The organism is Syntrophorhabdus sp. (genome assembly GCA_012719415.1).
In the GTDB taxonomy this organism is placed as follows: domain Bacteria; phylum Desulfobacterota; class Syntrophorhabdia; order Syntrophorhabdales; family Syntrophorhabdaceae; genus Delta-02.
The window spans coordinates 1-13,331 of record JAAYAK010000162.1; the positions used below are offsets into that span (position 1 = coordinate 1).

The 13,331-nt window shown below is 56.7% G+C and carries 14 protein-coding genes; 8 read left to right on the plus strand and 6 right to left on the minus strand.

All coding sequences use genetic code 11. The features are described from left to right. Positions 1-394: 394 nt before the first annotated feature. Both GXX82_09645 and GXX82_09650 read right to left on the minus strand, forming a co-directional pair. Positions 395-1,579: a pyridoxal phosphate-dependent aminotransferase gene (locus GXX82_09645; protein NLT23298.1), complete on the minus strand. Its 1,185-nt coding sequence runs from the start codon at positions 1,577-1,579 to the stop codon at positions 395-397. A gap of 6 nt (positions 1,580-1,585) precedes the next feature. Further along, complete coding sequence (locus GXX82_09650; GenBank protein NLT23299.1) at positions 1,586-2,776, minus strand: pyridoxal phosphate-dependent aminotransferase; 1,191 nt, start codon at positions 2,774-2,776, stop codon at positions 1,586-1,588. A gap of 81 nt (positions 2,777-2,857) precedes the next feature. On the opposite strand from GXX82_09650, the gene GXX82_09655 reads away from it, so the two are divergent. The 7 genes from GXX82_09655 to GXX82_09685 all read left to right on the plus strand — a co-directional run bounded on the left by GXX82_09655 (position 2,858) and on the right by GXX82_09685 (position 8,908). Then, positions 2,858-3,085: a hypothetical protein gene (locus tag GXX82_09655; GenBank protein NLT23300.1), complete on the plus strand. Its 228-nt coding sequence runs from the start codon at positions 2,858-2,860 to the stop codon at positions 3,083-3,085. Positions 3,086-3,132: 47 nt separating this feature from the next. Next, positions 3,133-3,984 (plus strand): MoxR family ATPase, encoded by an 852-nt coding sequence (locus GXX82_09660; GenBank protein ID NLT23301.1) that lies wholly within the window; start codon positions 3,133-3,135, stop codon positions 3,982-3,984. Positions 3,985-3,986: 2 nt separating this feature from the next. Beyond that, the gene (locus GXX82_09665; GenBank protein NLT23302.1) at positions 3,987-5,204 is read left to right on the plus strand and encodes a VWA domain-containing protein; all 1,218 of its coding nucleotides are present in this window, start codon (positions 3,987-3,989) and stop codon (positions 5,202-5,204) included. Between the two features lie 188 nt (positions 5,205-5,392). Then, positions 5,393-7,408 carry a Flp pilus assembly complex ATPase component TadA gene (gene tadA / locus GXX82_09670; protein ID NLT23303.1) on the plus strand — a complete coding sequence of 672 codons (2,016 nt, stop codon included), beginning with the start codon at positions 5,393-5,395 and terminating at the stop codon, positions 7,406-7,408. Next, positions 7,405-8,157: a TVP38/TMEM64 family protein gene (locus GXX82_09675; GenBank protein NLT23304.1), complete on the plus strand. Its 753-nt coding sequence runs from the start codon at positions 7,405-7,407 to the stop codon at positions 8,155-8,157. Before tadA ends, GXX82_09675 begins: the two co-directional genes overlap by 4 nt. A gap of 110 nt (positions 8,158-8,267) precedes the next feature. After that, the gene (locus tag GXX82_09680; protein NLT23305.1) at positions 8,268-8,660 is read left to right on the plus strand and encodes a hypothetical protein; all 393 of its coding nucleotides are present in this window, start codon (positions 8,268-8,270) and stop codon (positions 8,658-8,660) included. A gap of 14 nt (positions 8,661-8,674) precedes the next feature. After that, a complete protein-coding gene (locus GXX82_09685; protein NLT23306.1) occupies positions 8,675-8,908 on the plus strand; it encodes a hypothetical protein in 234 nt (77 codons plus the stop codon). A gap of 18 nt (positions 8,909-8,926) precedes the next feature. On the opposite strand, the gene GXX82_09690 is transcribed toward GXX82_09685, so the two are convergent. The 4 genes from GXX82_09690 to GXX82_09705 all read right to left on the minus strand — a co-directional run bounded on the left by GXX82_09690 (position 8,927) and on the right by GXX82_09705 (position 12,266). After that, positions 8,927-9,556, minus strand: a complete 630-nt coding sequence (locus GXX82_09690) for a hypothetical protein (GenBank protein ID NLT23307.1) — start codon at positions 9,554-9,556, stop codon at positions 8,927-8,929. A 14-nt stretch (positions 9,557-9,570) separates the two neighbouring features. Next, positions 9,571-10,194, minus strand: a complete 624-nt coding sequence (locus tag GXX82_09695) for a hypothetical protein (protein ID NLT23308.1) — start codon at positions 10,192-10,194, stop codon at positions 9,571-9,573. Positions 10,195-10,494: 300 nt separating this feature from the next. Further along, positions 10,495-11,577: a hypothetical protein gene (locus tag GXX82_09700; GenBank protein ID NLT23309.1), complete on the minus strand. Its 1,083-nt coding sequence runs from the start codon at positions 11,575-11,577 to the stop codon at positions 10,495-10,497. Then, positions 11,574-12,266, minus strand: coding sequence for a sigma-70 family RNA polymerase sigma factor (locus GXX82_09705; protein NLT23310.1), 693 nt, complete (start codon positions 12,264-12,266; stop codon positions 11,574-11,576). Before GXX82_09705 ends, GXX82_09700 begins: the two co-directional genes overlap by 4 nt. A 182-nt stretch (positions 12,267-12,448) precedes the next feature. On the opposite strand from GXX82_09705, the gene GXX82_09710 reads away from it, so the two are divergent. Beyond that, positions 12,449-13,330 (plus strand): HDOD domain-containing protein, encoded by an 882-nt coding sequence (locus GXX82_09710; GenBank protein NLT23311.1) that lies wholly within the window; start codon positions 12,449-12,451, stop codon positions 13,328-13,330. Position 13,331 lies beyond the last annotated feature (1 nt).

Here is a 13,331-nt window from a genome sequence, read left to right on the forward strand (position 1 = left end):
AGGAGAAAAGAGAGAAAAGATTGCCGCCGGATTTCGAAGCCTACCAAAATCCGGCGGCCTTCTCGTCCCGCCGTTCCGGCGGGAGAGAAAGAAATAGTCCTTTTTATCCTGAAGAAGTTATCCCCTCTCATCCCCCCTGTAGTCATAGGTCCTATGGGTCCTATATGTCCTGTTGGTCCTATACCCTATCCTCCAACCCCCACACTACCTCACCTCCCACACCTTCTTATCCCTTCCCCCCATCACCCCCGTCTGAAGATGATACTTCTCTTTTGCCTCCCGTCGCAGACGGGATGCAAAAACGGCCGGATCCTGGAAGGCTTCAGGATCCGGCCGAATCTTTTCTCTGCGATCTTAAGCGGGCTTGAGCGAAGCGGGCGAGAGATAATGTCTCTTATTTCTTCCCGTTCCTGAGCCCCAGCTCCAGGAAGTGTTTCCTCGAGCGCTCTATGACATCCATGGGGATGCAGTAGGCGAGGCGGAAGTGGCCGGGAGTGCCGAAGCCGACGCCGGGGACGGCAAGAATGCGGTGCTGCTGGAGTTCTCTCACGAAGGCGATGTCGTCGGGGATGGGCGACTTGGGAAAGATGTAGAACGCACCCATGGGCTTGACGACGGAGAGGCCGGCCTCGACGAGGATGTTGTACAGCGCGTCACGTTTCTTCTGGTAGTCGAGGATGTCGACGCTGTTCTTCTGGAACCTGCTGACGAGGCGCTGCATGAGGGCGGGAGCGTTGATGAACCCCAGTATCCTGTTCGAGAAGATCATGGCGTCCATGAGGGGCTTCAAGTTCGTGATGCGGGGAGAGGCGGTTATGTAGCCGATGCGTTCTCCCGGCAGCGCGAGGTCCTTTGAATGGGAGGTGACGGATATGGTGTCTTCGTAGATGTTGAAGACATCAGGAAGTACGATGCCGTCATAGAGTATTTTCCTGTAAGCCTCGTCGGAGAGGAGGAAGATGCGCTGGCCCTTTTCTCTGCGCCTGTGAAGCACGGCGGCGAGGTCGAGAAGCTCCTTCTCGCTGTAGACGACGCCGGTGGGGTTGTTGGGAGAGTTGATGATGATGGCCTTGGTCTTTCTCGTTATGGCCGCCTCGATCTTTCCGACGTCGAGGTGGAAATCCTCGGTCGTCGGCACGAGCTTCATCACTCCGCCATGGTTTTCGATGTAGAACTTGAACTCCACGAAGAAGGGGGTGAGCACGATGACCTCATTGCCGGGATCGAGGAGGGATTTCAACACAACGTTCATCCCGCCTGCGGATCCGACGGTCATTACGATGTGGTCCCTGGTGAAGGGCAGCCCCGTTCTTTGACTGTGGAACTCGGCGATCTCGGCGCGCACATCCTCGTAGCCGCTGTTCGTCATGTAGCGGTGCATGCCCGGGTCGTCGGAGGTCACGAGGCGAACGAGCTCATCTTTCAGCTGGGCGGGAGGCTCCATGACGGGGTTGCCGAGGGTGAAGTCGAGTATGTTCTGGGGTCCGTGTATCTTCTTCATCTTCTCCCCTTCCTCGAACATGGCCCGTATCCAGGAAGAATCTCTCATTGATCTGCTGATAGCTTTCGATATACCCATTTTTGCTCACCTCTTTATGAAACGCTTTCCTATTCTGATGAATCCCTGCGCGCTTTTCTGGATCGTCTCCATGGGGACGCAGTAGGCGATCCTGAAATAACCCTTCTTTCCGAAACCCCTTCCCGGGACGACCATGATCCGCTCGTCCTGCTGCAGCATCCTGACGAAGACGAGCTCGTCGGCGATGGGGGAGCGGGGAAACATGTAGAACGCCCCTTGCGGCTTTACGCATTCAAAGCCGCCCTCCATCAGCGCGTCGTAGAGAACATCCCTCTTTCGCTGGTATTCGCCGATATCCACGGAGGTGCGCTGGAACTTCGCGACGGCCCGCTGGAACAGGGCCGGGGCGTTGACGAAGCCCAGGGTCCTCTGCGTGATCATGAGGCCGGACACGAGAAGGCCCGCGTCGGGCATTCGCGGAGAGATGGCGATGTAGCCGATCCGTTCCCCGGGCAGGGCAAGGTCCTTCGAATGGGAGTTTATGGAGAACGTCAGGTCGTAGGCCTTGAAGAGATTGGGCAGGGTTATGCCGTCAAAGACAAGTTTCCGGTAGGCATCATCAGCTATGAGGTATATGTCCTGTCCCTGGGAACGCTTGCTGTTGAGGAGCGCGACGAGGTCGGAGATGCTCTTCTGCGAATACACGGCACCCGTCGGGTTGTTCGGGCTGTTGAGGAGGACAGCCCTCGTCCTGGGGGTGATGGCGGCGGCCATCCTGTCGACGTCAAGCTGGAAATCATCTTTCGACCTGACGGTCTTGAGTTTGCCTCCGTGATTCACGACGTAGTTCTTGAACTCCCAGAAGAAGGGGGTCGGAACGATGACCTCGTCGCCCCTGTTGAGCATGCTCTTCAGAAGGATGTTGAGGCCTCCGGCGCTTCCGTTCGTCATGAAGACGTTGGAGGCGGTGAAGGGAAGGCCGTAGGTCTCCTCGAGGTATCCGGCGACCTCCTCACGAACTTCCTCGTAACCGCTGTTCGTCATGTAGCGGTGCATACCCTTCACGGGATCGAGGAGTGTCCCGGCGATCATCTTCTGCAGTTCCCGCGGAGGCTCCGTGTCGGGGTTTCCCAGCGAGAAGTCATAGACGTTCTCTTCGCCGTAAAGCTTCTTTATCTTCAGGCCCTCCTCGAACATCCTCCTCGTCCACCCTTCCTGGTCGGCTATCAGTTTTTGGATCTGTCGCGAAACGATCATCGGTTCTCCTTTTCATAAAAAAAGCCATGGGTCCCTTCGGCCCATGGCTCTTAAGAAAAAAAGCCATGGGTCTTTGCACCCATGGCCCTTTGCTTTCTAGCGCAAAGCTATGCCCGGGTGCGAGCTCCTAAAGAAGAAAAAGTAAAAGAAAGCGGTAAAGAACTTCGTCATTCGAACATTAAAGATCACCGTGAGGTTTTTGTCAAGGAAAAGATAGAGGCGATAGAGGTGGTGGATAGAGGCTTCGAAGCTGCCGCGCGCGTAAGAGGAGGCGCCAAAGAGGCTTACAGTTTGACATCGGTCTGTTGAGACCTTATAATATACCGGAATTTTTAACTTTCGTAAGGAGGCCACACATGGCAGGCGGTTCACAGGGATACAGCGGAAGCGACGATTACATAGCATCGAAAGCACTCATGGAGATTGTCAACGTAGCGGTGATTCTCAAGAAACCTCTCGTGGTGAAAGGCGAGCCTGGTACAGGAAAGACGCTCCTCGCCCACAGCATCGCCCGGGCGCTCAACAAGAAGCTTCTGATCTGGAACATAAAGTCGACCACCAAGGCCCGCGACGGCCTGTACGTATACGACACCGTGCAAAGGCTCAACGACGCGCGGTTCAAAGACAAGGACATCAGCGACATCAGGCAGTACATCAAGATGGGAAAGCTGGGCCAGTCGTTCTCGAGCGACGAGCAGGTCATCCTCCTCATCGACGAGATCGACAAGGCCGACATCGAGTTTCCCAACGACCTGCTCAACGAGCTCGACGAGATGAGCTTTCACATCAACGAGCTTGACGAAGAGGTCACGGCGAAGCATAGACCCATCGTCATCATAACGAGCAACTCGGAGAAGGAGCTTCCCGACGCGTTCCTCAGGAGATGTCTCTTCTACTACATCGAATTCCCCGACGGCGAGATGATGGAAAAGATCATCAAGGTCCATTATCCTGACATCGAGGACAAGCTTGTCAGAGAGGCCCTGAAGAAGTTCTACTGGATACGGGAGATGGACGGGTTGAAAAAGAGGCCGTCGACAAGCGAGCTCCTCGACTGGATAAAGGCCCTCGCCCTCGGCGGCATAAAGATCGAGAAGATCAACAACGAGATCCCCTTTCTCGGGACACTCCTCAAGAACGAACAGGATACGGACAGGTTCGTGCGTGTCTCGACGAATCAGGGCGGATTTGGATTCAGAAGAAGGTAACCATGTTCATAGATTTTTTCTTCATGCTCCGAAGGAAGGGTGTCCCTGTTTCCATCAAGGAGTGGATGTCTTTCATCGAGGCGTTGTACGAAGGCCATTTCCAATCGAACCTCAATCACCTCTACCACATCGGCAGGGCCTTTCTCGTCAAGAGCGAGGCGTACTACGACGCCTATGACCTTGCCTTCCAGGAGTTCTTCGGCGGCATCGCCACCGAGGATGTCGAGCTCGACAAGGTGCTCGGATGGCTCGAGAACCCGCTGAACCGTTTGCCGAAGATGAGCCCCGAGGAGATCATGGAGTTTCAGAGGCAGCTTGAGGAGTTCAAGCGCACCCACGATCTCGAGGAACTGATGCGGCAATTCCGGGAGCGTTTGAAAGAGCAGAAAGAGCGCCACGACGGCGGGAGCAAATGGGTCGGCACGGGAGGCAAGTCTCCCTTTGGCGCCTACGGGTATCATCCCGGCGGGATCCGGGTCGGGGGAGAGTCGTGGATGCAGTCGGCCTCCAAGGTGGCCACGGAGCGCAGGTTCCGCAATTACCGCAACGACATCATCCTCGATGTGCGGCAGACGAAGATGGCCCTCAAGAAGCTGCGCGAGCTGAAGCGCGAGGGCACCGAGGAAGAGCTGGACATAGAAGAGACCATCGACAAGACGGCGAAAGAAGGCGGCGAGATCGAGCTTGTCTTCAGCAAGTCCCGGGAGAACTCGGTGCGCATCATCCTTCTCATGGACACCGGCGGATCGATGCTGCCCTACACGGAGTTGTGCGAGAAGCTCTTTTCCGCGGCAACGCAGGCGAACCACTTCAAGGAGTTCCGCTACTTCTTCTTCCATAACTGCATATATCAGGATATCTACGAAGATATGGCCAATTACAAGAACGTGCCGACGGAGAAGCTCTTCTCCCTCTTCAACAAGAACTACAAGCTCATACTCGTCGGTGACGCCAGGATGGCCTATTCGGAGCTCTTCGAGGTGAACGGCTGCATCGACTATTTCTCGACGAACGACAAGCCCGGCCTCGACTGGCTTTCAAGGATACGCGATCATTTCCCGCACTCGGTATGGCTCAACCCGACACACAAGAACTTCTGGGGACATTACACCGTCGACACCATCGGCAAGCTCTTCCCCATGTACGAGCTCACCATCGACGGTCTGAAGGACGCGATAAAGGCATTGACCTCGAAGACGAGGAACCTCCTCCATCAGTAGGATATCCTCGTGTCAAAGGCCGCTCGCCCGGGCAGTGGCGCGGGCAAAAATAACTATTACTATTTTTGAGAATATCCTTTATAATTTTCAGCAGGCCGGCCTCAAGCCGGCCTCAAAGACCTTACTATCCCGGTGGAGCTTAAGGGACAGATGAACGATCGGGGCTAAGGACCCTGGAGGATGTCACGGTGAGCGCTGCAATGGACAGGGTTTCATCGCTCAAGAACACGGAGTTGTTCCGCGCTCTCGACGATGGCGACCTGGAAAAGCTCTCGACGAAATTGCGGGAGAGGGTCTATCCTCCGAACACGGCCATTGTCCGCGAAGGCGCTTCCGGCGACGCCATGTTCATCATCAAGAATGGACAGGTCGAGGTAAAGAAAAGGGAGCAGAACCTGGGCGTCGACCTCACCATAGCGACGCTCGGCATGGGGGCATGCTTCGGCGAGATGGCGCTTCTTACCGGCAAGCCCCGCTCGGCCACGGTCATGGCGATCGCGGCGACGGAGCTTTTCGTTCTCGAGAAGAAGGACTTCGACGCGCTGCTCCTCGAGCATCCCAGCATCTCCATATCCATCAACAAGATCGTCGCCGAACGCATCGAGGAGATGAACACCCAGAAGACCATGGGCGTCGTCTCCATGCAGACGCTCAAGATCGATCCCGATTTCATCACCGTCATACCTGAGGCGGAGGCATTGAAGTACAAGATGCTGGCCACCTCGTACGGCAACGGGAGTCTTACCATCGCCATGGTCAACCCCCAGGACATTCTCGCCCTCGATGAGGCGCGCAGGCTGATCAAGGCGAAGTTCACGAAGAGCGTCGCCCTCGATCAGGTCATCGTCACCGAGGAAGACTTCAAACAGTTCATGGAGGGCGAGTACAAGACCATCACGAAGCCCCTCATCGAGGAAAAGCCGGAGGTCAACCTCGACGATTTTCTGGATTCCATGGACCACATCCAGTCGGACATCATGAAGGATGTCGAGTTCGATGAAGGCCAGGAGGACGACTCGGGTATCACCGATCTCGCGCGCGAGGCTGAGGGCGCCCCCATCATCAGGCTGACGAACAACATCATCGCCATGGCCCTGAAAAAGGGTGCCAGCGATATCCACATCGAACCCATGGAGCGCGGGCTGCGCGTGCGGTACCGCATCGACGGCGTGCTGCGCGAGGAGATGATGCTCCCGAAGAAGGTACAGCTGCCGCTTATCAGCAGGGTGAAGATCATATCGAAACTGGATATCACCGAACGCCGTCTTCCCCAGGATGGCCGGATCACCATCAAGCTCGGCAGCAAGTCCGTCGATTTCCGTGTCTCCACCGTGCCGACGAAGTTCGGCGAAAAGATCTGTACAAGGATCCTCGACAAGACGAACACGACGATGGGTCTCGACAAGCTCATCTCCCACGTGCCTGTCCTCGAGCTTGTCCGCGACATGATCAAGAAGCCCTACGGTATCATCTACGTCACGGGTCCGACGGGGTCGGGAAAGAGCACGACTCTTTACAGCTCGCTCGCCGAGATCAACGACATAGGTGTCAACATATCCACGGTCGAAGACCCTGTCGAGTATGATCTCGAGGGTGTCAACCAGGTCCAGGTGAACTCCGACATCGGGCTCGACTTCGCGCGGGTCTTGAGGGCCTTCCTGAGGCAGGACCCGGACATCATTCTCGTCGGCGAGACGCGTGACACGGAGACGGCGAAGATCGCCGTCGAGGCGGCTCTCACGGGTCACCTCGTTTTCACGACCCTCCACGCGAACGACGCCCCGAGCACCTTTATGCGTCTCTCAGAAATGGGCATCGAGCCCTTTCTCATCTCCACCTCCGTCATCGGCATCGTCGCTCAGCGTCTTGTGCGCAGGATCTGTGGCAAGTGCAAGGAAGCCTACCAGCCCGATCCCATGATACTGAAATACCTCGACCTCGACGAAGGCACCACACTGTACAAGGGAAAGGGATGTGACGTGTGCGGGGGAACGGGATACAAGGGAAGGGTCGGAGTCTACGAGGTCCTCATCGTCAACGAGGAACTGAGACATCTCATCGCGGAAGGGGCCGACACGCTGGCCGTCCGGGACGCGGCGATAAGAAGCGGCATGAAGGCCCTGAAGGAATACTGCCTCATCCTTCTCAGTGAAGGGCTGACCACCGTTGACGAAGTCCTCCGGACGGTCGCGGTCCAGAATTGATCCGAACGCCACTCGTCAGATCAAAGACCGTCTCACGCATTCTGCGGTCCATTCTGGCGTTGTTCACACTGCTCCTCATCTTTCTCATCTTCTATTCTTACCAGGAGGGCGCGTGGAAAGAGATCGTCGCCTACTATCGTTTTTTCTTCGACTACAAGAAACTGCGCCTCTTCATCCTCTCCTTCGGACCCTTCGCCGCCGTCGCCTTCATCGTTATTCAATCCCTCCAGGTTGTTTTCGCCCCGGTGCCGGGTGAGATAACAGGGTTCGTCGGAGGCCTCATTTTCGGCAACACCTGGGGAGCGATCCTCTCCACGATCGGCCTTACCCTCGGCTCGCTCGGAGCTTTCGCGATATCGAGGATGCTCGGGTTGCGGTTCGTGGAGAAGGTCGTCAAGAAGGCATACATAGACAAGTTCAATTTCTTCGTCACTCACAAAGGACTGAATGTGTCCTTCATTCTCTTTCTCATTCCCGGCTTTCCAAAGGATTCGCTGTGCTATCTCCTGGGGTTGACCCGCATGAGGCTTCTCGACTTCATCATAATGAACGTCTTCGGAAGATTGCCCGGAACGCTGATGCTGACCATGCAAGGCGCAGCCGTGTACTCCCAGCAATACCGCCTCTTCTTCGTTCTTCTTTTCATCAGCATTGCTCTCACCTTCGTTCTTTATCTGGCCAGAGGTTTTCTGATCAGGAAGATCGTCAGGGCAGTGCGCAGGACGCGCGTCTTCCTTCGCCGCAAGTAATTTGAAACAAATGGCTTTTTTTTCACATTCCTTCTTGACAGAATGTTTTATTAATATACAATAAAAAATAAATAGATTTGCGCTACAAAAACCTAAAGCGAGGGGGAATCATGGCGACAAGATGCTCGACGAAAAAAAGTAAGGCGGCAACGGCAGTAAAGGCGGAAACAAAGAAGACGGTCAAGGCGCCGGCGAAGAAAGCCGCACCCGCGAAGAAAGCCGCACCCGCGAAGGCGAAACCAGCGGCGGCGAAACCCGCAGTAAAAAAGGCCGCACCGGCAAAGGCGAAACCCGCAGTGAAGAAAGCCGCACCCGCGAAGGCGAAACCAGCGGCGGCGAAACCCGCAGTAAAAAAGGCCGCACCGGCAAAGGCGAAACCCGCAGTGAAGAAAGCACCGGCAAAAAAGGCAACCGCGGCAAAGGCGAAACCGGCGGCTTCGACGACGACGAAGAAACCCGCGGCGAAGAAACCCGCGGCAAAGAAAGCGCCCGCAAAAAAGTAAAAAGGGGGCCATCCATGGCGACAAAAGGTGTAGCCGCAAAGGCGAAACCCGCAGTGAAGAAAGCTGCACCGGCAAAGACAAAACCCGCGAAGGCGAAACCAGCGGCGGCGAAGGCCGTCAACAAGAAGGGGACCAGGTATTCGTGCGGTGTATGCGGGCTCGTCGTCTCCGTGGATACTGTCTGCGACTGTGTCGAGCTCTGCGATCTTGTGTGCTGCTCGAAACCGATGCAGGTGTTGAAGAAGTAAGGTTTTAGCGCTCGTCAGCTATATTTTCGTGTCATTATCTGCCGGCACGGTGTCGATGTTGTTCCGTGCCGAGACAAGGGACGTGTCCTCTTTGGGGTTCATGTCGATCCCACGGATGACCTCGTGCAGCTTTGCATGAATGGAGTCGCGGTATCTCTCCGCCATGTCCGCGGTATCCCGGTCCCATTTGTGCGCGCTGACGAATCTGGCGAGCGCGTCGACGTATTCTGAGATGACCTGCAGTTGCACTTCAACAAGCCCGGGATTTGAATAATACAGCACTGTCCTGTGATAGGTGTCGGATATCCTCGCGCATTCGTGTTCCCACAGTTTGCTTTTCGAACGGAGCCCGAAGACCTCGTTGTTAAGTGATTCCACTGTGTCCCGCAGTCGGTCGATCTCCGCCATCTTCTCCTTGATGACCGTCTCTCTCCGCGAACGCTCGTTCTCGAGATGGCGGATCTCCGTTGCGTATTCCTTCCTCACCTCTTTCCGGATGACGGCCTTCGTTTTCCTGTAATTCGCGAGGACCTCCAACGCCCTTTCCCTGATGCTCTCGAGTTCGCTGGCCGCTGCCGCGCCGGCCGCTCGGGATCTGGCCGTGCTCCTTGCCTCTTCACGGATGTCTGTGTTTTCCGTTCCGTCCATCGGACCTTGGCTCCTCATGATCGATCATCACTTTCACCATCCCATTCGGCATGCCCGGTCAAGGCCCGATGAAAAGGCATGCCGTACGGGCCGCCGTCGGAAAGGTGATGCATGTCTGAAAGATAGCACTGTCTCGACCTGATGATGTACTTCCTTCCCTCCGACATGATGGATCTCTTCTTCACCAGGAATTCCCTGTAACTGATGACACGCAGGAAACTGTCATCCCTGTCGTAGATCTCGACGAACTTGTCCGTGTAACCTATGGTGCGCTGAAAGACATTTCGTACGGACCACTCCAGGTAGGTGGAGAATCTCATGTCGATGTGCTCGGCATGATCGTATTTCACCAATGCCTGGAAGATCCCGAGGAGTCCTGTCTGCTCGAGATCCTCGTTGTCGAAGACGGGGCTCAGGTCCTTGTACTTTCTTGCTATCGCCATGATCCTGGGCCTGTAGAGTTTCCAGAAGAGGAGTATGACCGTCTGGTAGCGGTCTTCGGGATGGCCGACGGGCGATTGCGACCACCTGCGATACAGCTCGTCGACCTCTTCATTCCTGTCGTATTTGCTGCCGTCCACGGGGACCCGGGAGCGCACGGTCTCCTGTATGGAAAGAGCCGTTACACCGAGCCCCACCGGTGTCTCGGGAGGATCGGTCTCTGGCGGAAGACCTTTTTTATGTATAACCGACAGGTTGCCTGACATATTCAATGCGCTCAGCATCAGGGTGGCCCACAAGGGCCGGCCTTTCGAACGAGGCACCCTGAAGCTTGCGACACCCCGTGATCCTCATAATGACTGCGAGCCGTCCCGACTCGCCCATACGTTACATGGCTGCTCCAAAAGTTGTCAACAGGAAATACACGAGTCTGCCCATTTGCAGTGTGAGGTCTGTCTGCACACCCTCAGGCGTGCGGGATCGCCGGGGAAGGGATGTTACCTGTCGGTGGGTTTCACCGTGTTGTCGTTGCGTATGGTGATCTCGACAAAGGAGGACTTGGGACCGGATAAGAGGGAACTCATGGGTTCATCCACCGGGGCGATCTCCTTGAGCCGGGCCACGAGTTCCCTGAGAGCTGCCGTCTCGATCCATCCCGATACTGTCGCAACGTTATCCGCCGTGCTCTCCTCGATCCTCGTCGCTCCCAGCGACCGCATGATCGCCTTCGCCTGGATCGCGGTCTGACGGGGGTCCTTCGATACCATGGCGACGCGGCTTCGGACATCGGGCGACGCGGTGCGCGCGGGAGCCATGGGTGCGGAATCCGCCGCCCAGTCCTTCTTTTCTTCCATCACCGCCGTGCCCCGGGTCTTGAGGCGCCCCTGTGCGGGGGGAGGCGCGGCCTTCACAGATGGCATGGCGTCATCAGTGTGTCGCTCGAGGCTCGAGGACTTCTCCGCAGCCGCACCATCGTGCGGAGCGGCCCTGTAGGCCCGAGCCGGGGGCGATGCCTGCGCGGCTGTTTCAGGCACGGACGCCGCCGCCGGAGCGGCCTGTTCCTTCTTCAGGGTTTGTGCCGGGGCAGGCGCGGGTTTCGGAGTGGAGGTTTCAGGCGCTCTCTCAACGGGCGCTTCCTTCCTGGTGCCGGGCGTCGCCTCCTTCTTCGGGGGATGCGGCACGGTCTCCACGGCGGGAGGAGCCGCGGAAGGCCTTTCGAGGTTTGTCGTTTCCGGCAGGGTCGACCTGAAAACGTAAACGGCGAGGACCACGACGAATACCGTCGCCAGCGCCTGCACGGGGACCTTTATGTGGAGAGGAAAGAAAAGCCTGCGGAAGAAGCCCGCCTTTACCCGCCCCTCTTCATGGATCCGTGCCATTATCTTTTCTGTCAGTCCCGGGGGCGGATCGACCTCATCGAGTCCGGCAAGTATCGCCCGCGCACTTTCAAGCTCCCTCAACTTGCGAAGACAATCGGGGCATGTGGAAAGATGTTCCTCGATCACCTCGCGCTCCGCTGTGTCAAGATAACCGTCAAGATAGGCGGTGAAACGATCCTCTATGTCGGCGCATTTTCTCATAGGTCACCGAGCACTTTCTTCAGGCTTTCCCTGAGGGCATTGCGCGCTCTCGAAAGCCGGGACTTGACCGTGCCGTCGGGTATGCCGAGCATCCCGGTGATCTCTTCGTAGGAGAACCCCTCTATATCCCTGAGCACGATGATCTCCCGCTGCTCCTTTTCCAGTCCGTTGATGCAGCGCTGCACCTTTTCCTGGGTCTCCTTCCGCACGAGCACATCGAGGGCGGGGGTCTCGCGCGAGGGCGGATCGAAAGCGGGACCGCCTTCTTGCCCGACGGGCGGATCGTCGAGGCTCAGCGGTTCATGGTACGCCCTGCTCCCTGCCTGACGCATGCGGTTCCTGGCATGGTTTATGACAATGCCGCAGAGCCAGGTCGAGAACCTGGCCTCACCGCGAAAATGCTTTATCGTCCTGTACGCGGAAAGAAAGGCCTCCTGCACGACGTCGCCTGCGTCTTCGTAGTTTCCCGTCATGCGATACGCGATGTTGAACATCCTCTTCTGATGTCTCCTCACCAGGACCTCAAAGGCCGCCGGTTCGCCTCCCTGGCACAGGGCAACGTACTGAGCGTCTTCATCCCTGTTCTCTTGCCGCCCTTCCATGGTATGAGACAGTGCTGCCGGTGGTTTTGTTCCGTCCCTGATCACCAGGCGTGTGATGCTGTGCCATATGAGTGCGATAGTTTCCATTCGGCCGCAACGCGATGAGGCAGTTTTCCTGATGTTTTACAGCACCGCGACGTCGATTGCAAAGAAAAAAGGTCACCGCCGGAACGGAAGGCATGGGCACCCTTAAGAGATGGCGCTTTTTGTCCGATGATACTAATACCGGCAGCGACGGTTCTGCGGGAACCCTTGGAGGTCTGGGATCTGTGATAACGGATTTTGCGAAGAAGCTCGAAACAGTGATCAACTTCATCCCCCCCATCCCGGGCGTCATCGTCGAATTGCTGAAGGCGCTCAACGATGAGAACGCGGGCATGAACGATATCGCGAGGATAATCGCCAAAGACCCGCCGATGAGCATGAACGTTCTCAAGGTGGCCAATTCCGCTTTCTACCGCCTCACCAACAAGGTCGCCACCGTGCAGCATGCCGTGAGCATGCTTGGCGTGAAAGAGCTCGGAATGATCTGCGTCTCCTGCGGGGCCTATCAGGCCCTCAAGCCGCCGGCGAACACGGAGACCTTTGACATCGCGGAGTTCTGGAAACACTCCGTCGCGACGGGTGTGATCGCGAAGAAGATCTGCTCGGAACTTGCCGTCGGCGACAAGAACACGATATATTTCGGAGGTCTCCTCCATGATATCGGCAAGGTGGTGCTCGACCGTTTTGCCCACGACGTTTACAAGATCGTCATCCAGCTCACGCACGAGGAATGTCTTCCCATGATCGAGGCCGAAAAGAGGATCATCGGGGAATCACACGACACGATAGGGGGGATGATCATGGAAAGGTGGAAGTTCCCTTTCACCCTCGTCGACGTGGCACGATACCATCACGCCGTTGCCCTGTGCCCCGAAGAGACGCGGCCGACAGTCGCCGCGTGCGCCCTGGCCGACGAACTGGCACGGGTACGATACTTCGGTTTCGGCGGTGACAGAAGCGGCATCGTCCTCGAGGAAACAGAGGCCTTCCGGGCCCTGTACGATATCTCACCGACCATCGCCAACGTGGACGTCTTCAAACTCCTTTGCGACCTCGAAGCCGTCGACGAGGAGATCGTCGAAATGGAAAAGATACTGACAACCTGAA